Raw genomic sequence first — 18,964 nt, 5'->3', positions numbered from 1 at the left:
CATGGGCGGCCCGCGGGTGCGCTGAGGGGATGCCGTGGCGGCCCCGGTTGCGCCGGAACGGGCGGTCCTTTTGCCGGACCGGCAAGGCGGGTCGGCCACGGGCGGCCGCCGCCCGGATGATCGGGTCAGGGCCCGGCGGCAGGATGGCCGCGCCCCGTTGACCAGGCCGTACGGACCAGGGAGGCCCAGATGACCCAGCACACCGGCGACGCAGCCGGCACCCACCGACTGCTCGCGACACCCGCGGGGCGCACCCATGTGGTGGAGTCGGGCAGCGGGCCGCTGGTGCTGCTCGTGCACGGCTTCCCCGAGTCCTGGTACTCCTGGCGCCGCCAACTGCCCGCGCTGGCCGCCGCCGGCTACCGCGCGGTCGCCCTCGACGTACGCGGCTACGGCCGCTCGTCCAAGCCCGCGGACCCGGCGGCGTACCGCATGCTGGAGCTGGTGGCGGACACCGCGTCGGTGGTGGAGGCGCTCGGCGAGCGGACGGCGGTGGTGGTCGGCCACGACTGGGGTGCGGCGATCGCGGCGAACAGCGCGCTGGTCCGGCCGGACGTCTTCCGCGCGGTGGGCCTGCTGAGCGTGCCGTACACGCCGCGCGGCGGCCCGCGGCCCAGCGAGGTCTTCGCCGCGATGGGCGGCGACGAGGAGTTCTACGTCTCCTACTTCCAGCAGCCCGGCCGCGCCGAGGCCGAGATCGAGCCGGACGTGCGGGGCTGGCTGGCCGGTTTCTACGCGGCGCTGTCCGCCGGCACCATGCCGCCGCCCGGGGCGCCGGACCCCCACTTCGTCACCCGCGGCGGGCAGTTGAGGGACCGCTTCCCGGCCGCGGCGGGCGGCGGCCGGGCCGCGGCCGGCGGCGAGGGCTCCGCCGCCGGGCTGCCCGCATGGCTCAGCTCGGCCGAACTCGACTTCTACGCGGGGGAGTTCGAACGTACCGGACTGACCGGCGCGCTGAACCGCTACCGCAACATGGATCGCGACTGGGAGGACCTGGCCGCCTACGACGGCGCCCCGGTCCGGCAGCCGTCCCTCTTCCTCGGCGGGTCGCTGGACGCCTCCACGACCTGGCTCGCGGACGCCATCGCGGCCTATCCGGCAACGCTGCCGGGGCTGGCCGGCTGCCATGTCCTGGAGGGCGCCGGGCACTTCCTCCAGCAGGAGCGCGCCGCCGAGGTGAACGCGCACCTCACGACGTGGCTGGCCGGGCTGCCCGGCTGAAGCTGCTTCTATGCTCGGGGGCACGGCATGGCGTCATGGCCCGCCATGGCCCGTCATGACGCCATGACGCCAGGCCGTCAGGCCGTCAGACAGGGACGAGCGGAAGAAGGCGGGGCCGCGATGCCGGCAGCGGACGCAGTACCCGGGTTCGGCGGCGGCGGTTCGGGCCGGCCGGTCGGCGTGGTGGGCGCCGGCCTGATCGGCCTGGCCGTCGCCCGCCGGCTCGCCCAGCGCGGCGCCGAGGTGGTGGTCTTCGACAAGGAGCCGGAGGTCGCCGTCCACCAGTCCGGGCACAACTCCGGCGTCGTCCACTCCGGCCTGTACTACCCGCCCGGCTCGCTCAAGGCCGTGCTGTGCCGCCGCGGGGTCGGGCTGCTCAAGGAGTTCTGCGCCGAACACGGGCTGCCCTACCGGGAGATCGGCAAGGTCGTCGTCGCGCACTCGCCCGAGGAGGTGGCGCGGCTGGACGTCCTCCAGGAGCGGGCCCGCGCCAACGGCGTACCCCGGGTGCGGCGGCTCGACCCGGCCGCGCTGCGCGAAGTCGAGCCCGAGGTCAGGGGACTGGCCGCGCTGCACTCGCCGACCACCGCCATCGTCGACTTCCGCGCGGTGGCGCGGGCGCTGGCCGGGGAGGTCACCGCGGCCGGCGGGCGGCTGGTGCTCGGCGCCGAGGTGACCGCGATCCGGCCCGGCCCGCACGGCGTCACCGTCACCAGCGGCGGGCGGCCGTACGAGCTGCGCCGCGCGGTGATCTGCGCGGGCCTGTACTCCGACACGGTGGCGCGGCTGGCCGGCGACGCGCCCTCCCCGGCGATCCTCGCCTTCCGCGGCGAGTACTACCGGCTCCGCCCGGAACGGGCCGGGCTGGTGCGCGGGCTGGTCTACCCCGTGCCCGACCCGGCCTACCCCTTCCTCGGGGTCCACCTCACCCCCCGCGTCGACGGCCAGGTGGACATCGGCCCCAACGCGGTGCTCGCGCTCGCCCGCGAGGGCTACCGGCGGCGCGACGTCGACCTGCGCGACCTCGGCCGCGCGCTCGCCTGGCCCGGCACCCGCCGCCTCGTCCGCCGCCACTGGCGGGCCGGCCTGCACGAACTCCACGGCTCCCTGTCCAAGCGGGCCTTCGCCGCCCAGGCCGCCCGCTACGTCCCCGCCCTCACCGCAGCCGACCTCCTGCCCGCCCCCGCCGGCGTCCGCGCCCAGGCCCTCGACTCCCACGGCGCCCTCGTCGACGACTTCACCCTCACCGCCCTCGGCCCCGTCACCGCCCTGCGCAACGCCCCTTCCCCCGCCGCGACCTCCTGCCTGGCCATCGCCGCCCACCTCACCGACCACTACCTCCAGCACCCCTAGTGCTCCGGCCGGCCCGGTCCGCCGGGTCGCGGCAGCCGACCGTTCACCGGTCGCCGCCGGCGCGATTCGGCCGGCTTCATGCCGCCACGGTGCCGGCGGTGGCCGGCGAGCCCCACCGGTTACCGGCGGCAGGGCCGGCGTCTGCCCGGACGTCCACCGCAGCGGCCATCCGCGCTCCCCGCACGTCCTCCTCGCCGCGGACGCGGGCGCGGGCGCGTTCGCGCCGTCGGGCGACGGGCACGTCCGGGTGGCGGGCGCCCAGGTCGTGCTGGCCGAGGCGGGCGGGCCGGGCGCGGCCCGCGGGCCCGTCGGGGTGGCGAGGGCTCACCGGAGGACTTCGGCGCGGGCCCGGGTCCAGGCCGACTCGCGCAGCAGGCGCAGGCCGTTGAGCCCGACGATGACCGTGGAGCCCTCGTGGCCGAGGACGCCGAGCGGCAGCGGCAGGGTGGCGGCCAGGTCCCAGACCACCAGGCCGGTGATGAACACCGAGGCGACGACCAGGTTCTGCACCACGAGCCGGCGGGCCTGCCGGGAGAGCGCCACCACGGCGGGCACCGTGGCGAGTTCGTCGCGCACGATGACGGCGTCGGCGGTCTCCAGGGCGAGGTCGGAGCCGGCCCGGCCCATCGCGACGCCGGTGTGGGCGGCGGCCAGGGCGGGGGCGTCGTTGACGCCGTCGCCGACCACCATGACCTTGCGCCCGGCCTGCTCCTGTTCCCTGACCGCGGCGACCTTGTCCTGCGGCAGCAGCCCCGCGCGGACGTCGGTGATGCCGGCCTCGGCGGCCAGGCGGGCGGCCGCGCGCGGGTTGTCGCCGGTGAGCAGGATCGGCGCCGTGCCGGTCAGGGACGTGCAGGCGGCGACGGTGGCGGCGGCGTCCGGGCGCAGCCGGTCGGCGATCCCGAGCACCCCGACCGGGATGCCGTCGGCCTCGACCAGCACGGCGGTGCGGCCGTCGTCCTCCAGCGCGCCGGCGACCGCGGCGGCGCGGGCGGAGCCGTCGTCCGCGCGGTCGTGCAGGCGCCGGGCCGGGGCGCCGACCGCGACCGCGCGGCCGGCGACGTGGGCGCTCACCCCGACGCCGGGAACGGAGCTGAAGTCCTCGGCCGGGGCCGGCACGAGGCCCCGGCCGCGGGCGGCGGCCACGATGGCGCGGGCGAGCGGGTGCTCGCTGGGGTGCTCGGCCGCGGCGGCCAGCGCGAGCAACTCCTCCTCGGTCAGCCCGGAGCCGGGCAGCGGGCGGATGTCGGTGACGCGGGGCGTGCCTTCGGTGAGGGTGCCGGTCTTGTCCAGGGCGACGGCGTCCACCCGGCCGAGCCGCTCCATCACCACGGCGGACTTCACCAGCACGCCGTGGCGGCCGGCGTTGGCGATCGCGGACAGCAGCGGCGGCATGGTCGCCAGTACCACCGCGCACGGCGAGGCGACGATCATGAAGGTCATCGCCCGCAGCAGCGCGCCGGTGAACACCGCGCCGAACGCCAGCGGGACCGCGAACACCGCCAGGGTGGCAGCGACCATGCCGATCGAGTACCGCTGCTCGACCTTCTCGATGAACAACTGGGTGGGGGCCTTGGTCTCGGAGGCTTCCTCGACCATCTGCACGATCCGGGCGATCACCGAGTCGGAGGCGTCCCGCTCGACGGCGACGCGCAGCGCGCCGGTGCCGTTGAGGGTGCCGGCGAACACCTCGTCGCCCGGGTGCTTGACGGCCGGCAGCGGTTCGCCGGTGATGGTGGCCTGGTCGACCTCGCTCGCGCCGTCCAGGACCCTGGCGTCGGCGCCGATCCGCTCGCCGGGGCGCACCAGGACGGTGTCGCCGACGGCCAGCCGATCGGTCGGGACGGTCTCCACGGTGCCGTCGTCCAGCAGCCGGGTCGCGGTGGCCGGGGCGAGGTCGAGCAGACCGCGTACGGAGTCGGCGGTGCGGGCGGTGGCGAGGGCCTCCAGCGCGCCGGAGGTGGCGAAGATGACGATCAGCAGGGCGCCGTCCATCACTTGACCGACCGCGGCGGCACCCAGCGCGGCGACGATCATCAGCAGGTCGACGTCGAGCGTCTTCTCCCTGAGCGCCTGGAGCCCCGCCCAGGCCGGTTCCCAGCCGCCGGCGGCGTAGGCGACCGCATACGGCGGGCCCCATGCCCACGCCGGGGCGCCGGCCAGTTGCAGGGGCAGCGCGACCAGGAACAGCAGCGTCGCGGCGAGCGCCCACCGGGCCTCGGGCAGCGCGAAGATCCGCGTGCGCCGCCGCGGCGCGTCTCCGGCGGACGCCGCGGCCAGCCCGGGGGCGGGGCGCTCGGTCAGGGTGGAGGACATGGCAGGCAGGACCCTTTGTGCAGGCCATCGGCAGGAGGGACGACCCGGCCCACGATACAGGATCAAATGAACAGTCCTTCATGCGTCGCCTGTAGTATTGACGCATGGGTCATGGAGCCGCTCCCGCGAAGAACGCCGTCCCGCGCGTGCGCCTGGACGCGGACAACGCCGCGCGGGTGGCGACCACGCTCCAGGCCCTGGCCACCCCGTCCCGGCTGCTGATCCTCGCCCGCCTGCGCGAAGGGCCCTGCGCGGCCACCGAACTCGCCCACGCCGCCGGCCTGGAGCAGTCCGCCTGCTCCCACCAGCTACGGCTGCTGCGCAACCTCGGCCTGGTCGTCGGCACCCGGCAGGGCCGCTCGGTGGTCTACGCGCTGTACGACAACCATGTCGCCGAACTCCTCGACCAGGCCGTCTACCACACCGAGCACCTGCGCCTCGGACTCAGCGACGCCGACGCGGACGCCGGCGCCGATCCCGCCGCCGAGGACGCGGATCTCGCGGCCGGCCCGACGATCTGACCGCCCCCCGACCCGCCGCCCCGCAGCCGGCGGCCCCTTCGGCGGGGCTGGGGCTCAGAGCCCCAGATCGAGGGCGAGGCAGGAGTAGGAGATGAAGGACTTGTCCGCGGCGTAGGTGTCCGTGAGGTCCTTCCCCTCCACCGGAGCCACCTCGACCATGTCCTCGAAGCGGACCCGCTCCGGGAGGCTGCCGAACCGTGCCCGCCGCGCCGCCGCGGCCGCGCTGTCCGTGATCTTGATGCTCTCCATGGCCAACCTCCACTCGGTCGGTGCCGCCTCGCCGTGTCGCTCCCGGCTCGGGCACGGCTTCACTCTGGCATCGGGTGCGTCACCTGTCAAGACGGTGACGAATGAGTGGCCGGCCCCTCACCGCAGGTGAGCGGCATGGAGCGCGGCGCAGCGAAAACCGGTGGCCGGGGCACCCCCGCCCCCGTACCGTCGCCCCATGGCTGACGAGTGCTACGGGCATGCGCGGCTGGCCGCGCTGTACGACCCGCTCGACCCGGACCGCGGGGATCTGGCGGCGTATCTCGCGCTCGCCGACGAGGTGGGGGCGCGCAGCGTCCTGGACATCGGCTGCGGCACGGGCGTCCTCGCCCTGCTCCTGGCCGACCGCGGCCTGGACGTCGTGGGCGTCGACCCGGCGCTCGCGTCCGTCGAGGTGGCCCGCGCCAAACCGGGCGCCGACCGCGTGCGCTGGCTGCACGGCGACGCCACCGCCCTGCCCCCGCTGCGCGTCGACCTCGCCACGATGACGGGGAACGCCGCCCAGGCCGTCACCGACCAGGACGTGTGGCGGGCGACGCTGCGCGGCGCGTACGGCGCGCTGCGGCCCGGCGGGCACCTGGTGTTCGAGACCCGTGACCCGGACCGGCGCGCCTGGGAGGGGTGGACCCGCGCCAATTCCCACCAGGTGGCCGAGGTCCCGGGCGCAGGCGTGATCGAGAGCTGGCACGAACTGATCAGCGTGGCGCTGCCGTTGGTCACCTTCCGGGCGACCTACGTGTTCGCCGCCGACGGCGTGACGCTGACCTCGGACTCGACGCTGCGCTTCCGGACCCGTGCGGAGGTAGAGGGCGACCTCGCCGCCGCCGGCTTCGAGGTGGCCGGCGTGCGGGACGCCCCCGACCGCCCGGGGCTGGAGTTCGTCTTCCTCGCCCGCCGCCCGTGAGCGGTCTCGGGCCCGCCCGGCGGGGGCCCGAGACCGCGGTGAGGGGCGCCGCCGCTCAGCGTCGGGCGTGGCGGCCCTGGCCGTGGCTCTGGCCCTGACTCCGGCTGTTCGGGGTGGAGTCCGCGGCGCCGCGGGGCGCGGGCGGGGCGTAGCGGGTGTCAGCCAGGAACGGGTTCGGACGGCGGACCCGCAGCCGCGTGATCGTGGGGGCCGCGAGGCGGCCGATCAGCAGGCTGCTGGCGTAGGCGACCGGCAGGGCGAGCAGCGCGGAGCCGACGACGTCGTGCGGGTAGTGCGCGCCGACGTAGACCCGCGTGAAGGCTTCGAGCACCGCGAAGAGCGCGGCGATCGCGCTGAGCCGGCGGTCGAGCAGGAAGAGCGCGGCCACGGACGCGGCCGCCGCCGTGGTGTGGCCGCTGGGGAAGGCGTAGTCGCTCGGCACCGGGCAGGTCTCGACGATGAAGGCGTGCGGCATGGAACGGCACGGCCGCTGCTCGGCGACGATCTTCTTGACCACCTCGGCGCAGGCGAAGGCCACCCCGACGCTGACCGGCACGGCGAGCGCCAGCGCCATCGCGGCGCCGTCCCGCCGTCGGGCCCGCCACCAGCCCATGACCATGAGGACCGCGAAGACCCCGAGTTGGGCGTTGGTCCACCATGCGACGAAGCCGTTGAGCCAGCGGGTGTCGCGGGCCAGGTCCGTGACGGCGGTGAACAGCGGTCCGTCGATGTGCGACCCGTCGAAGGCCAGCGTCGCGGCGCCTGTGATCATCAGCATCGTCTTTCGAAGCCGGCTCAAACGGCCCGTTCCCGGCCGGTCGTCGCCGTGGCGGCAGGTATGTCTACGCGAATGTAGACGATGAACACCGAGCGGCCAACTCGTGAACTGCGGCCGTCGTGCAGGTGAATGATCACACTACACGGTGCCGCCAGCACCCTCCGTCGCGGTGCCCGCCCCGGGCAGCAGCAGGCGGAAGGCACAGCCCGCACCGGGGCGGTTGTCCAGCTCGATCCGTCCGCCGTGCGCCGCCGCGATCGCGCCCGCGATGGCGAGCCCGAGGCCGGACCCGGGCTCGGCGCCCGACCCGGCACCGTTGGCGGACGGCACCGCCCGGTGGAAGCGCTCGAACACATGGGGCGCCTCGGCCGGGTCGATGCCGGGCCCGTCGTCGGCGACCTCCACCGCGCATACCGGCGTGCCCGGCGGCAGGGCGGCCCCGGTGCCCAAGGCGCCGCGCACCCCGGCGCGCGCGGCACCGATCCGCACCTGGACACGGGTCCCGGCGGGGGTGTGGGTACACGCGTTGGACAGCAGGTTGCCCAGCACCTGGGCGAGTTGGTGCGGGTCGCCGGGCGCCTCGACGATGTCGAGGTCGCGCTCGGGTCCGGCGGGGTGCGCCGCCAGCGGCCCCAGCGAGATGGCGTGCTGGGGGTGGCGGATCGCGGTGGTCGCGATGGTGTCGGCCGCCAGCGAGAGGAGGTCGACCTGCTCGCGGTGCGCGGCCGGGGTGTCGCCCAGCTTGGCGAGGAGGAACAGGTCGTCGACGAGCCGGCTCATCCGGTCGGCGTTGCGCGCGATCAGCGCGTGCGCCTCGCGGCGCCTGCGGTCGGCCATGCCGGGCTCGTCGAGGAGGAGTTCGGCGAAGCCCTGCACCGCGGTGAGCGGGGTGCGCAGTTCGTGGCCGGCGTCGGCGAGGAATCGGCGCAGCCGCTGCTCGGAGGTCTCCGTACGGCGCAGCGCCGTCCGCAGCCGGTCGAGCATGGTGTTCAGGGCCAGGCCGAGCCGGCCGACCTCGGTGTCGGGGTCGGCCACCGGGACGTTGAGTTCCAGCGCCCCGGCCGTGATGAGCTGCGCGGTGCGCTCGACGCGGGTGAGCGGGCGCAGGCCGAGCCGCACCGCGCCGTTGCCGAGGACGACGACCCCCGCGGCGACGGCGGCGCCCAGGCCGAGACTGAGCCACAGCAGCTTGGCGGTGGCGCCGGCCACGGTGTCCAGCGGCAGCGCCACGACAGTCCGCATGGCGTCCGGCCCGGCGTAGCTGACCACCCGCCATCCGGCCCCGCCGCTGCCGCCCTCGGCCGGGACGGTGCTCGGCCGCCCGGCGGTCAGGTGCAGGTCCGCCGCCCGCTGCGGGAGCCGGGGCCCGGGGCCGTCGCCGTCGCCCATGGAGGTGTGCAGCAGGCGGCCGCCGCCGTCGTAGAAGAAGACGCGGTAGTCCGAGGGCAGCGCGCTGTCGGGGCTGGGCGTGCGCGGAATCCGCCCGGCGGCCAGGTCCTGGTAGACGCCCTCGGGCGGGCGGAAGTGGGTGAGGCGGTCGTCGACCTGGTCGGTGAGCCAGCCGCGCAGCACCGCCAGACCGGCGAGCTGGCAGAGCAGCACGGCGTTGGTGGCGAGCAGGCCGGCGATCAGGATGAGGCGGCCGCGCAGCGAACGCGGCCGGGGCAGTCGCGGCATGCGGGGCAGCCGCGGGCGGGGCGGGCGCCTCACCGGGGCGCCGGGCCCGTCGCGTCGGGCGGCAGCCGCAGGCAGTAGCCGACCCCGCGCACGGTGTGGATCAGGGGTGGCGCGTCCCGGTCGAGCTTGCGGCGCAGGTTCTTGACGTACGTGTCGACGATCCGCGTGTCGCCGGAGAAGTCGTACCGCCACACCTGCTGGAGGATCTCCGGCTTCTTCAGCACCCGCTCCGGGTGGGCCAGCAAGCAGGCCAGCAGCCGGAACTCGGTCGGCGACAGCTTCACCGGCCGCCCGGCGCGCATCACTTCGTGGCTGCTCTCGTCGAGCGTGAGGTCGGCGTAGCGCAGCGGCGGGCGGGCCCCGGCCGTACCCGCGGTCGCGCCGCTGCGCCGCAGGATCGCCCGGACCCGCAGCAGCACCTCCTGGACGTGGAACGGCTTGGTGACGTAGTCGTCGCCGCCGGAGCTGAGGCCGATGATGCGGTCCTCGACGCCGGTGCGGGCGGTGAGGAACAGCACCGGCGTGTACACGCCCTGTGCGCGCAGGTCGCGGGTGAACTGGAAGCCGTCGGTGTCGGGCAGCATGATGTCGAGCACGATCAGGTCCGGCCGGCGGCTGCCGACCGCGAACATCGCCTCCTGGCCGCCGCCCGCGCGCACCACGGCGTAGCCCGCCGCGGTCAGCGCGGAGGCGAGCAGCGTACGGATGCTGGCGTCGTCCTCCACGACCAGGACGGTGTGCCGGGCGGCGGGTGGGCGCGCGAGGGCGTTCGGATCGGTCACGTGCGGATACCTCGAGGTGCGGTCGGGTACGGGCGGGACTGCGGGTGGGACACGGGTGGAGGGGAGCCGCCGTGTGCGGCTCCCCTTCTCTTCCTGCGGTCGGTAGGTCGGGCGGTGCGGTCGGCGGGCCCGCGCCTGCCGGTACGTCAGCCGGTGACCTCCTTGTCCTTGGCGAGTGCGGTGGCCCGCTCGGTGACGGTCTTCCGCAGCGCGGACACCGCGGTGTCCAGCGACTTGGGGTCCGCCTCGGCGGAACTGGCTTGTGCCGCGATGGACTTCAGGTCCTTCAGGGCCGTGCCGGAGCCGTAGAAGGTCCGGTAGAGGCTGCGGTACGCCTTCATGTAGACGCCGTCGAAGGCGTCGGAGGCCAGGAACCGGGTCTTCAGGATCTGCTGGGCCATGGAGAACCCGCCCTGGCCGCCCTTGCCGGCGTCGCCGCCCTGGCCGCCGCCTCCGCCGCCTCCGCCGCCGTCCGGCAGTCCGGACGGCAGGCCCGAGGGCAGCGCGGAAGGCGCTGCCCCGGCCGTGCCCGTACCGGCTCCCGTGTCCGCCCCGGCTCCGGTGTTCCCGCCCGCGGCGGGCAGGCCACCGCCGATGCCGATGGAGTCCTTCGGTCCGGCGGTCGCGTTGCTGCCGAAGGTCAGGTTGTAGTCCCAGCCCAGGACGGAGAACTTCTTGGTGTCCAGGTCGTACCAGAGCAGGTAGTTCTTGCCGGGGCCGGACATGTCGTCGGAGTTCAGCAGCAGGTTCTGCGACGCGACGTAGGCGGCCAGCGAGTCGACGTCGACGTAGCGGTGCAGATCCCGGGCGAACTCCTTGTCCGACGCCTTGTTGGCCCACTTGATGAGTTTCATCACCGGCGCCAGGTCCTGGCTGCCGGTCATGTTGAGCTGCTTGAACGAGGACTCGTACGCGCTCGGGTCGTCCCCGCGGTAGTCGAAGCTGCCGCCCGCCCTTGCCTTGTACAGCACGCCGTTGCCGTCGGCGACGCTCTCCGCGTAGTCGGTGTCCGGCGACTCGACCATCAGGCGGGTGGCGACGGGCCGGTCGTTGACCTTCAGTTCGGTGAAGGCGTACCGCTCGGCCTTCTGGCCGCCGTCCGTGGTCAGGGACAGCGCGAGCGCCTCGTTGAGCGGCACCTGGCTGTTGCTGCCCGGGCGCAGCGAGATCTCCCGCTCGCCCTGGTAGGCGCGGCCCTTGACGTACTCGTCGATCTTGACGAGCCAGGGCAGCTCCTCGGGCTTCTGCGCGGACAGGTCGTACTGCACCATCCCGCCGAACCCGCCCCCGCCCTGGGCGTCTTGGCCCCCGCCCAGGGCGGCCTGGGGGCCGCCTTGGCCCCCTCCTCCGCCGGTGTCCCCGGGAGCACCGGCGGAGGCGCCCTGCGCGCCCTGGGGCACCGCCCGGCCGCCGGGCATGCCGCCGCTCGTGCCGCGCAGGGACGACAAGGTGGAGTTCCCCTTCAGACGTATTCCGACGTCGTTGAGGTACACCCCGTCGATGGTGAGGTCGGCCTCGATGTAGTCCTTGCTCCCGTCCTTCGTGAACCCCTTCATCATCTTGTCGAAGTCGGTCTGCTGGTAGGTGAGTTCGATCGAGTGCGGCACCGAGGCGCTGTACAGCGGTGTGCTGCCGCGGACGTTGTCGGTGATCGGGTCGGCCTCGGCGCGCGAGGAGGAGGTGACGTACGGGGTGACCCGGGTGTTGCCGAGCAGGGCGACCATCGCCGCGAGCCCGACGCCCAGCGCCGCGGCCGGCTTCCAGTGGTGGCGCAGCCGGACCGGCAGCCGGTCCCGTAGCCGCCGCCGGCGCCGCACGGTCGCGGGCGTGTCCGGTCCGGGCCCGCCGGCCCCAGGACCGCCCATCACAGGTCCGTGGTGTCGTAACCGGTCAGCACGGTCACCCGCTGGCCGGACGTCCTGGCCTGCAACGCGCTGACCAGGTCGCCCGGTTCGGCCCCCTGCTTCAGCCGCACCGTGTAGAACACCTCGCTGAGCGCGCCGCCGCGGATCGTCTCGGTGCTCACCAGCTCGAACTCGGTGGTGTACTTGATCAGCACGTCGCGGATCTGCGGCGTGTAGTCGTCACCGGCCGGCACCTGGACCTTGACGACCTGCCGCTGCACGTTGAGCGCGAACCAGTTGAACTGGAACATCACGACGACCACGACGCAGATCACCACGGCGCCGACCGCGGCCAGCGTGTAGAACCGGGCACCGCACGCCATGCCGATCGACATGGCCAGGAAGATGAAGCCGACGTCCCTGGTCTCCTTGACCGCGTTGCGGAACCGCACCACGGACAACGCGCCGACCAGCGAGAACGCGCGGGCCAGGTTGGAGCCGACCACCAGCATGATCAGGGCGACGATCATGCCGACGATGACCAGCGTCTGCACGTAGGACTGGCTGTAGGAGACGTTGCGGTGCGTGTACCGGTACACGTAGCCGATCATCGTGGACAGCACGAACGACAGCACCATGGCCGCCGCGACGTCGGCCACGCTGAACGTGCCGCTGAGTTCCTGGAGATCGAAGTTCACTGTGCTCCTGCTTTCGACGGCGCGTCGGGGTGCGCCGGCCGCTGCTCGGGCGGCTGTTCTTCGGTGGGGGTGGGCGGCGGGTAGTCCGCCTCGTGGACGTGGAAGGCCGACCGCGGGGCCAGGCCGAACGCCTCGACGGCCTGGACGTACTTCGAGACCCGGATGAGGTTGAGGTTGCGGCGGGCGGCCAGGTCGGTGATCCAGTGCGGGGTGCGCTCGTTGACCTTGATCTCCATGACGCTCAGGTGCGGTGGCATCGTGAAGCGGTTCTCCGGCGTGGGTGTGCCGAAGTGGAAGTCCCGGTCCCGGCCGCGGACCCGGCGGTCGAAGGTCACCCGCAGGCCGGTGTCGGAGTGCCGCCCGACCAGGGCCTCGCGCTGGTAGCCGGTGAGCACGGTGGGCCGCAGGTCCAGCCGGACGCCCAGGTCGAGCACCTCCTGCACGAAGGCGCTCTCCTGCGCGGAGTGCTCGACCAGTTCCCGCCCGTCGCACAGCCGTCGCGCCGTGCCGTAGGGCAGGGTGATGCGGCGCTTCTGCGTGACCCGGTTGACGCGCTGCTTGATCTCCACGCAGACCGGGGTGTCGTCGGTGACGGCGGCGAGGTCGCCGTAGTGCCGGATGCGCAGCTTGCGGCGGAACTTCAGGCCGTCGATCTTCTCCCAGTAGAACCGCAGCCGGGGCGTGTCGTAGTACAGGCTCCACACGCCGTACCCGCCGACAGGGCTGTGCGGGTCCTGGTCCATCCGCTCGGCCAGCTCGTCGCGGATCTCGGCGGCCTGCTCGACCGGCACCAGGTACTTCAGCTCGAACCGGTTGAACGCGTGCAGCCGGCTGGCGACGTGCAACGGCTCCTGGCCGCCCGCCGGTTCGGCACTGCCCGCCGGCTGGGCACCGACTGCTCTCGAACGCACCACCATGCGACTCCCTGCTCGTACGTGACGGACCGACCGGCCGTGCACACGCAACCAGTGGTGCATGAGGAGCAGATGAGAAAACCGGGTGGATTCAAGGAGGCTTGCAGATGGCGAAAGAGTGAACGTGAGGGAAACGCAGCCGTCTCCGACGTCCCTTCCGCCGACCCCGAACGGCACTGTCTCGTATATGAAACGGCGCGGTCAGCGGCGGGGAGCGGACGCCTGTATTCCGTCGTACCGTCGCCGGCTGAATGGGTGATGTACCGTCAACTGCGCCCCGGTGGCCGCCGGCCGCGCCACCCACTCCCGGCACGCGCTGGAGGAGACCGCCGCCGCGCTGGACGCCGCCGACCGTGCCGAGGACGCCGCCGACCGCTCGCTCGCCAACCGCGCCTTCCACCGCGCCCTGTACGCCGAGTGCGGCAACCCCCTGCTGGTGACGTCCCTCGACGAGCTGCGCGACCAGACCGCCCTGGTCTCCAGCGCCGCCTGGTCCCGCCGGGGGGTCAGCGGGTGCCGTTGCTGTCGCTGTCGCTGTCGTTGCTGTTGCTGTCGTCGTCGCGGTCGCGGTCGGCGAAGACCTCGCGGGCGGCGGTAGTCGCGTTCAGGGCACGGGGGAAACCGCAGTAGACGGCGGCGTGGAGGAGCGCTTCGGTGATCTCCTCGCGGCTGATGCCGACGTTGAGGGCGGCGCCGATGTGCACCTTGAGCTGGGGCTCGCACCCGCCGAGGGCGGTGAGCGCCCCGAGGGTGACGAGTTGGCGGCTGCGCGGGTCGAGGCCGGGCCGGTCGTAGATGTCGCCGAAGGCGAAGGCGGCGACGTGGTGGCCGAGGGCCGGGCTGATGTCGGCGAGGGAGTCGATGACCGCCTCGCCCGCGTGCCCGTCGATGCGGGAGAGCACGGACTGCCCGTGGCGGCGCCGGGCGAGGCTCTCGGGGCTGTCGATGTCGTGCTGGGCGGTGGACTGGGCGGTGGCGGCGGTCATGGCCGGGGGCCTTCCTGGTAGGTGGCGATCTTGTACTCGGTGGCGGCGAGGGCGAGTTGCAGCTGGGTGATCTGGGAGCGCAGCGTGTCGCGGTGCTCCAGCAGCATGTCCATGCGCTCGGGGACGGTGTCCTGGCCGAGGTCGACCAGCTCCACGTAGTGGCGCAGGTCGCTGATGGGCATGCCCGAGGTGCGCATCCGGGTCAGGAACACCAGCCGGCGGACCGCCGCCGCGTCGTAGCGCCGGTGCCCGGCCGAGTCCCGCGGCACGCGGACCAGCCCGATCCGTTCGTAGTACCGCAACGTGTGGGGGTTGACCCCGAGGTGCTCCGCGGTGGTGGCGATGTCCCACTCGGCCGCGTCGTCGTCGCGTGCGAGCTCGCGCAGCGCCTCCGCGGAGACCCCGCCGGGCGGGTCCACCGCCAGGCGCAGGGCCTGCCGCAGTGCTTCGTCGTGTTCCATACCCCGGACCGTAGGGGTGTGAGTGCGCTCAAACGCAAACCCCCACGCGTGCCGCACCGCCCTGTGTGCCTCGGCCGGTCGTGGCCTTCGGGCAACCGGTGGCGGCGCCGGTGCCCCGCGAGTGGTGTGGGGTGGGCGTGGGCGGCCGTGCGGGCGCCGTCAGTTGGGGCTCACCCGGCGGGCCGGCGGGCTCTGGCCGCCCGACACCCGGACCGCGCCGCGCGGGTCGTCCGCGCTGTGCTCGGGCGTGGCTCCCGCTGCCGCCGAGTGGAAGGGGAAGGCCCCGCCCGGGTTCTTCGGCGCGGTCGCGGTCGAAGGGGGCGGCGGCGCGGGGGCTGTCGAGCCGGTGGTGCCGATGGGGGCCAGCGGCGGCGTCGTCGGCCCGCCGCCCGTCCGGGTCAGACCGAAGACCGTGAGGGCCGTGGAAGCGACCGCCAGGGTGCTCACCGCGGCGAGCGCGGCCCGGCGCCGCCGGATGCGGCGACCGCCCGCGATCGCGGCATCGGTGACGCTGGGCAGCGGCGGTTCCGGCTGCGAGCGGAGGACCGCTTCGAAGGCGGCGTGCAGGGCGTCGTTGTCGTGCTCGTCCATGTCCGGCCTCACCTGTCGGTCCGTTCACTGGTCAGGCTCTCGACGATGCCCCTCAGCCGGGCGAGCGCGCGGGCGCTCTGGCTCTTGACCGTCCCCGGACTGATCCGGAGCGCCTGCGCGGTCTGCTCGACCGTCCAGTCCTCCCAGAACCGCAGCACCAGCACGGCGCGGTAGCGGGGCGGCAGCTCACTCAGCGCCTCTTGCATCACCAAGCGCAACTCGGGTGTGACCGGGAAGGTGGCGGCCAGGTCGGGCGGCTCGCTCACCGGCTCCTCCCGCCAACCCTGCCGGCGCTGCTGGTCGATGAAGGTGCGGGTCAGGATGGTACGGGCGTACGCGTCCACGTTGCCGTCCCGGGAGACCCGGCCCCAGGCCGCGTACAGCTTCATCAAAGCAGTCTGGGTCAGGTCCTGTGCCTGGTGCCAGTTGCCGCACAGCAGGTAGGCGCTGCGTCTGAGCTGTGCCTGCCGCGCCTCGGCGAACTCCCGGAACTCCCGCTCCCGGACGGCTTCCCTCACCCTGGCGACCCTTCACTCGCACACCCCCCGCCGGTAGTACATACGTGGCGCGGGCCGCGGGGGTTGCATGGTCCGGCGCGAGAGTTTTCCCCCGCAGTTCCCCCGCCCGGCGTGCAACCCGTCCGGGCCCGCCCCCGTACTCCTCTCACACAAGGGCTTCCGCGCCACGAGCGGCGGCCCGAGAACGAGACAGAGGACGACCGTTGACGAGTCACCGCAAGATCACGCAGAACCGGCGCCGGATGTACACCCTTGTCGTCGGAACCGCCCTGGCCGCCGCCGCCGGCGTCGGCGTCGCCTCCGCGGCCCCGGCCCCGGCCCACAAGGCGGCCGCGGTCCCGGCCGCCGTGCCTGCCGCTCGCACCGCCGCGGTCCCCGCGACGAAGGCGGCCCCGGCGAAGAAGGCGGCCCCCGCTGCGAGCGCTGCCCGCAAGGCCGCCCCCCGGGTCGGTGACCCGGCCGGCGCCGTCCGTCCCTGGGAGCTGACCGCCGCCCAGCGGGCGAGTTCGGTGGGCTGACCGCTGCACTCCGCACCTCGCCGGAGCACGGACCCGCGTCCGTCCCCGGCGAGGTGCTCCGCCCCCGCATTCCCGACGAAGTTGCCGGGCGCCTACTGCGATCTCAGTACACGCGAAGCCTGTAGCTGCACGACGACGCGAAGGCCCCGGCCGACGAGGCTGGCGGGGTAATCGCGAGCGGACTCGGGAGTGCCCTGCATGGCGACCTATCTGTATCGACTGGGCCGGTTGGCTTTCCGGCGGCGACGCTACGTCGCCCTGATCTGGGTGGCGATCCTGGCCGCTGTGGGCTTCGGCGGACTGACCGGCCAGGGAACCTCCGACGGGGACCTGACCATGCCGGGGATCGAGTCCCAGAAGGCATACGACCTGATCCAGCAGCGGTTTCCCGGTGCCGCCGCCGACGGCGCGTCCGCGCAGCTGGTCTTCGTCGCCCCCGGCGGGCAGCAGGTGACCGCGACCGACCACCGGGCAGCGATCGAGGACACCGTCCACCGGCTCGCCGGTGATGCGCAGGTGGCGGGGGTCGCAGATCCCTTCACCTCGCAGGCGGTCAGCAAGGACGGCACCACCGCGTATGCGACGGTCAGCTACAAGGTGACCTCCGACGATCTGACCGACGCCAGTCGCACCGCGCTGGACAAGGCCGCCGACCAGGCACGCGCCGAGGGCCTGACCGTCGAGATGGGCGGCTCCGCGCTGGATGGCGGAGACGGACCCAGCGGCGTCTCGGAGGGCATCGGCATCGCCGTGGCAGCTGTCGTCCTGCTGGTCACCTTCGGGTCGATGGCTGCGGCCGGCATGCCGCTGCTGACCGCGATCATCGGCGCCGCGGCGAGCCTGTTCGGGATACTGCTGCTGGGACACCCGCTCGGGCTGACATCCGACACCCTGACCCTGGGAATGATGCTCGGCCTGGCCGTCGGAATCGACTACGCCCTGTTCGTCATCTCCCGCTACCGCGAGGAGCGCGCCCGCGGCCGTTCGCCGCAGGAGGCGGCCGGCACGGCGGTGGGCACAGCCGGGTCGGCGGTGGTCTTCGCCGGCCTGACCGTGGTGATCGCCCTGGCCGGCCTGTCGGTCGTCGGCATCCCGACGCTGACGAAGATGGGCCTGGCCGCGGCAGGCGCCGTCTCGGTCGCGGTGCTGGTGGCCCTGACGATCGTCCCGGCCCTGCTCGGGTTCTGGCCGAACGCCGTGCTCTCGCGCCGGGTCCGCAAGGGGCCCCGAACAAGCCGTCCGGCCAGGCTGCTGCCCGGCCGGGAGCACCGCCGCGGCACCGACGCCGAGGTCACGCCGCGCGGCCGCGAGAACCACAGCGCCGGGCCCGACCGGAAGAAGGAGAACCTGGGTACCCGCTGGGCGCGGTTCGTGCTGCGCCGTCCTGTGGTGGTGCTGCTGTTCGGCGTGCTGGGGCTGGGTGCCTTGGCCGTGCCGGTCTCCCAGTTGCACCTGGGCATGCCCGGCGACGAGGCCCTGTCGACCTCGACGACACAGCGCCGGGCGTATGACGACCTCGCCAAAGGGTTCGGTCCCGGCTTCAACGGTCCGCTGACCATCGTGGTGGACGCCAAGGGCGCACCCGATGCGAAGGCCTCGGTGGACCGGATCAGTGCCCGGATCGGCGAGACCGAGGGGATCGTGTCGGTCTCGCAGCCCAGCTTCGACAAGGCCGGCGACACCGCGATCTTCTCGGCCACCCCCTCGACCAGTCCCACCGACGCGAAGACCAGGACCGTCGTCACCACCGTCCGCGACCACCGGCCGGAGATCGAGTCCGGCACGTCCGCGACATTCGAGGTCACCGGCACGACCGCGCTGAACATCGATGTCGCGGCCAAGGTCCAGAGCGCACTGGTGCCCTACCTGTCGGTCGTGGTGGGCCTGGCGATCGTGCTGCTGCTGGTGGTCTTCCGGTCCGTGCTGGTGCCGGTCAAGGCGGCGCTCGGATTCGTGCTGTCCGTCCTGGCCGCGCTCGGCCTGGTCGTGCTGGTCTTCCAGCAAGGACACCTTGCCGGGCTGCTCGGTGTGCAGCAGACCGGCCCGATCATGAGCCTGATGCCGATCTTCATGGTGGGCATCGTCTTCGGCCTGGCCATGGACTACGAGGTGTTCCTGCTCTCGCGGATGCGGGAGGCACACGCTCACGGCGAGGACGCCGGACAAGCGGTCGTCTCCGGGTTCCGCCACAGCGCCCGCGTGGTGGTGGCGGCCGCCCTCATCATGATCGCCGTCTTCTCCGGCTTCATCGAGGAGAAGGGCTCGATGATCAAGATGATCGGCTTCGGCCTCGCGGCCGCGGTGCTCCTGGACGCCTTCGTCGTCCGCATGGCCGTCGTGCCCGCCGTGCTCGCGCTGCTCGGCAAGAAGGCCTGGTGGCTGCCGAGGTGGCTGGACCGCTTCCTGCCGCACGTCGACATCGAGGGCGCGGCCCTCAGCCGGCACGGCGCCGAGGAGGACACGCCGGAAGCGGGGCCCGCTTTGCACGAGGCCGCCCCGGCACACCGATAGCGCCTCACGTGCCGAGGCCGCGCGAGCGGCCGCCGACCAGGGGCCGCCCGAGACACGCTCTCGGGCGGCCCGCCCTGCGGCAGCGATCGGCGACCATGGACGCA

20 protein-coding genes are annotated in these 18,964 nt (G+C 73.7%); 7 read left to right on the top strand and 13 right to left on the bottom strand.

The features are described 5' to 3' along the window. Window positions 1–189: 189 nt before the first annotated feature. Together AC3ERT_RS13120 and lhgO are read left to right on the top strand one after the other, a co-directional pair. Complete coding sequence (locus tag AC3ERT_RS13120; RefSeq protein WP_435174114.1) at window positions 190–1,221, top strand: alpha/beta hydrolase; 1,032 nt, start codon at window positions 190–192, stop codon at window positions 1,219–1,221. A gap of 120 nt (window positions 1,222–1,341) precedes the next feature. Next, window positions 1,342–2,574, top strand: coding sequence for an L-2-hydroxyglutarate oxidase (lhgO, locus tag AC3ERT_RS13115; RefSeq protein ID WP_435174112.1), 1,233 nt, complete (start codon window positions 1,342–1,344; stop codon window positions 2,572–2,574). A 76-nt stretch (window positions 2,575–2,650) separates the two neighbouring features. Here lhgO and AC3ERT_RS13110 read toward each other — a convergent pair whose 3' ends face one another. Together AC3ERT_RS13110 and AC3ERT_RS13105 are read right to left on the bottom strand one after the other, a co-directional pair. After that, window positions 2,651–2,902, bottom strand: a complete 252-nt coding sequence (locus tag AC3ERT_RS13110) for a hypothetical protein (protein WP_335979824.1) — start codon at window positions 2,900–2,902, stop codon at window positions 2,651–2,653. Beyond that, window positions 2,899–4,890, bottom strand: a complete 1,992-nt coding sequence (locus AC3ERT_RS13105) for a heavy metal translocating P-type ATPase (RefSeq protein WP_435174111.1) — start codon at window positions 4,888–4,890, stop codon at window positions 2,899–2,901. The genes AC3ERT_RS13110 and AC3ERT_RS13105 overlap by 4 nt, the downstream gene beginning before the upstream one ends. Before the next feature lie 104 nt (window positions 4,891–4,994). Here AC3ERT_RS13105 and AC3ERT_RS13100 point away from each other — a divergent pair, with 104 nt between their 5' ends. Then, window positions 4,995–5,411, top strand: coding sequence for an ArsR/SmtB family transcription factor (locus AC3ERT_RS13100; protein WP_335979820.1), 417 nt, complete (start codon window positions 4,995–4,997; stop codon window positions 5,409–5,411). Window positions 5,412–5,465: 54 nt separating this feature from the next. Here AC3ERT_RS13100 and AC3ERT_RS13095 read toward each other — a convergent pair whose 3' ends face one another. Continuing rightward, on the bottom strand, window positions 5,466–5,660 hold the full coding sequence (locus AC3ERT_RS13095) for a hypothetical protein (RefSeq protein ID WP_335979818.1): 195 nt from the start codon (window positions 5,658–5,660) through the stop codon (window positions 5,466–5,468). A 196-nt stretch (window positions 5,661–5,856) separates the two neighbouring features. Between AC3ERT_RS13095 and AC3ERT_RS13090 the strand changes: the two genes are divergently transcribed. After that, window positions 5,857–6,582, top strand: coding sequence for a class I SAM-dependent methyltransferase (locus AC3ERT_RS13090; protein ID WP_335979817.1), 726 nt, complete (start codon window positions 5,857–5,859; stop codon window positions 6,580–6,582). A gap of 55 nt (window positions 6,583–6,637) precedes the next feature. On the opposite strand, the gene AC3ERT_RS13085 is transcribed toward AC3ERT_RS13090, so the two are convergent. The 6 genes from AC3ERT_RS13085 to AC3ERT_RS13060 all read right to left on the bottom strand — a co-directional run bounded on the left by AC3ERT_RS13085 (window position 6,638) and on the right by AC3ERT_RS13060 (window position 13,278). Beyond that, the gene (locus tag AC3ERT_RS13085) at window positions 6,638–7,354 is read right to left on the bottom strand and encodes a phosphatase PAP2 family protein (RefSeq protein WP_435174109.1); all 717 of its coding nucleotides are present in this window, start codon (window positions 7,352–7,354) and stop codon (window positions 6,638–6,640) included. Between the two features lie 144 nt (window positions 7,355–7,498). Further along, window positions 7,499–9,037, bottom strand: a complete 1,539-nt coding sequence (locus AC3ERT_RS13080; protein WP_435174107.1) for a sensor histidine kinase — start codon at window positions 9,035–9,037, stop codon at window positions 7,499–7,501. Between the two features lie 29 nt (window positions 9,038–9,066). After that, the gene (locus AC3ERT_RS13075; RefSeq protein ID WP_335979812.1) at window positions 9,067–9,819 is read right to left on the bottom strand and encodes a response regulator transcription factor; all 753 of its coding nucleotides are present in this window, start codon (window positions 9,817–9,819) and stop codon (window positions 9,067–9,069) included. Window positions 9,820–9,965: 146 nt separating this feature from the next. Continuing rightward, window positions 9,966–11,684, bottom strand: coding sequence for a CotH kinase family protein (locus AC3ERT_RS13070; RefSeq protein ID WP_435174105.1), 1,719 nt, complete (start codon window positions 11,682–11,684; stop codon window positions 9,966–9,968). Further along, window positions 11,684–12,361 (bottom strand): DUF4956 domain-containing protein, encoded by a 678-nt coding sequence (locus AC3ERT_RS13065; protein WP_335979808.1) that lies wholly within the window; start codon window positions 12,359–12,361, stop codon window positions 11,684–11,686. The genes AC3ERT_RS13070 and AC3ERT_RS13065 overlap by 1 nt, the downstream gene beginning before the upstream one ends. After that, window positions 12,358–13,278, bottom strand: a complete 921-nt coding sequence (locus AC3ERT_RS13060) for a polyphosphate polymerase domain-containing protein (RefSeq protein WP_435129849.1) — start codon at window positions 13,276–13,278, stop codon at window positions 12,358–12,360. Before AC3ERT_RS13060 ends, AC3ERT_RS13065 begins: the two co-directional genes overlap by 4 nt. A 277-nt stretch (window positions 13,279–13,555) precedes the next feature. Here AC3ERT_RS13060 and AC3ERT_RS13055 point away from each other — a divergent pair, with 277 nt between their 5' ends. After that, window positions 13,556–13,873 (top strand): FCD domain-containing protein, encoded by a 318-nt coding sequence (locus AC3ERT_RS13055; protein ID WP_435174102.1) that lies wholly within the window; start codon window positions 13,556–13,558, stop codon window positions 13,871–13,873. On the opposite strand, the gene AC3ERT_RS13050 is transcribed toward AC3ERT_RS13055, so the two are convergent. The 4 genes from AC3ERT_RS13050 to AC3ERT_RS13035 form a co-directional block, all read right to left on the bottom strand. Next, window positions 13,782–14,261: a carboxymuconolactone decarboxylase family protein gene (locus AC3ERT_RS13050; protein WP_435174100.1), complete on the bottom strand. Its 480-nt coding sequence runs from the start codon at window positions 14,259–14,261 to the stop codon at window positions 13,782–13,784. The two genes, AC3ERT_RS13055 and AC3ERT_RS13050, sit on opposite strands and share 92 nt — an antisense overlap. After that, window positions 14,258–14,722: a MerR family transcriptional regulator gene (locus tag AC3ERT_RS13045; protein WP_435174098.1), complete on the bottom strand. Its 465-nt coding sequence runs from the start codon at window positions 14,720–14,722 to the stop codon at window positions 14,258–14,260. Before AC3ERT_RS13045 ends, AC3ERT_RS13050 begins: the two co-directional genes overlap by 4 nt. A 159-nt stretch (window positions 14,723–14,881) precedes the next feature. Next, window positions 14,882–15,313 carry a hypothetical protein gene (locus tag AC3ERT_RS13040; protein WP_435174097.1) on the bottom strand — a complete coding sequence of 144 codons (432 nt, stop codon included), beginning with the start codon at window positions 15,311–15,313 and terminating at the stop codon, window positions 14,882–14,884. Between the two features lie 8 nt (window positions 15,314–15,321). Continuing rightward, window positions 15,322–15,831: a SigE family RNA polymerase sigma factor gene (locus AC3ERT_RS13035; protein WP_435174096.1), complete on the bottom strand. Its 510-nt coding sequence runs from the start codon at window positions 15,829–15,831 to the stop codon at window positions 15,322–15,324. Between the two features lie 203 nt (window positions 15,832–16,034). Between AC3ERT_RS13035 and AC3ERT_RS13030 the strand changes: the two genes are divergently transcribed. Together AC3ERT_RS13030 and AC3ERT_RS13025 are read left to right on the top strand one after the other, a co-directional pair. Beyond that, window positions 16,035–16,349: a hypothetical protein gene (locus AC3ERT_RS13030; RefSeq protein ID WP_435174094.1), complete on the top strand. Its 315-nt coding sequence runs from the start codon at window positions 16,035–16,037 to the stop codon at window positions 16,347–16,349. A gap of 198 nt (window positions 16,350–16,547) precedes the next feature. After that, the gene (locus AC3ERT_RS13025) at window positions 16,548–18,860 is read left to right on the top strand and encodes an MMPL family transporter (RefSeq protein WP_435174092.1); all 2,313 of its coding nucleotides are present in this window, start codon (window positions 16,548–16,550) and stop codon (window positions 18,858–18,860) included. Window positions 18,861–18,964 lie beyond the last annotated feature (104 nt).

It is taken from the genome of Actinacidiphila sp. bgisy145, assembly GCF_057708125.1.
The sequence above is the reverse complement of the archived record's forward strand: the minus strand, read 5'-3'. Positions and strand labels throughout refer to the sequence as shown.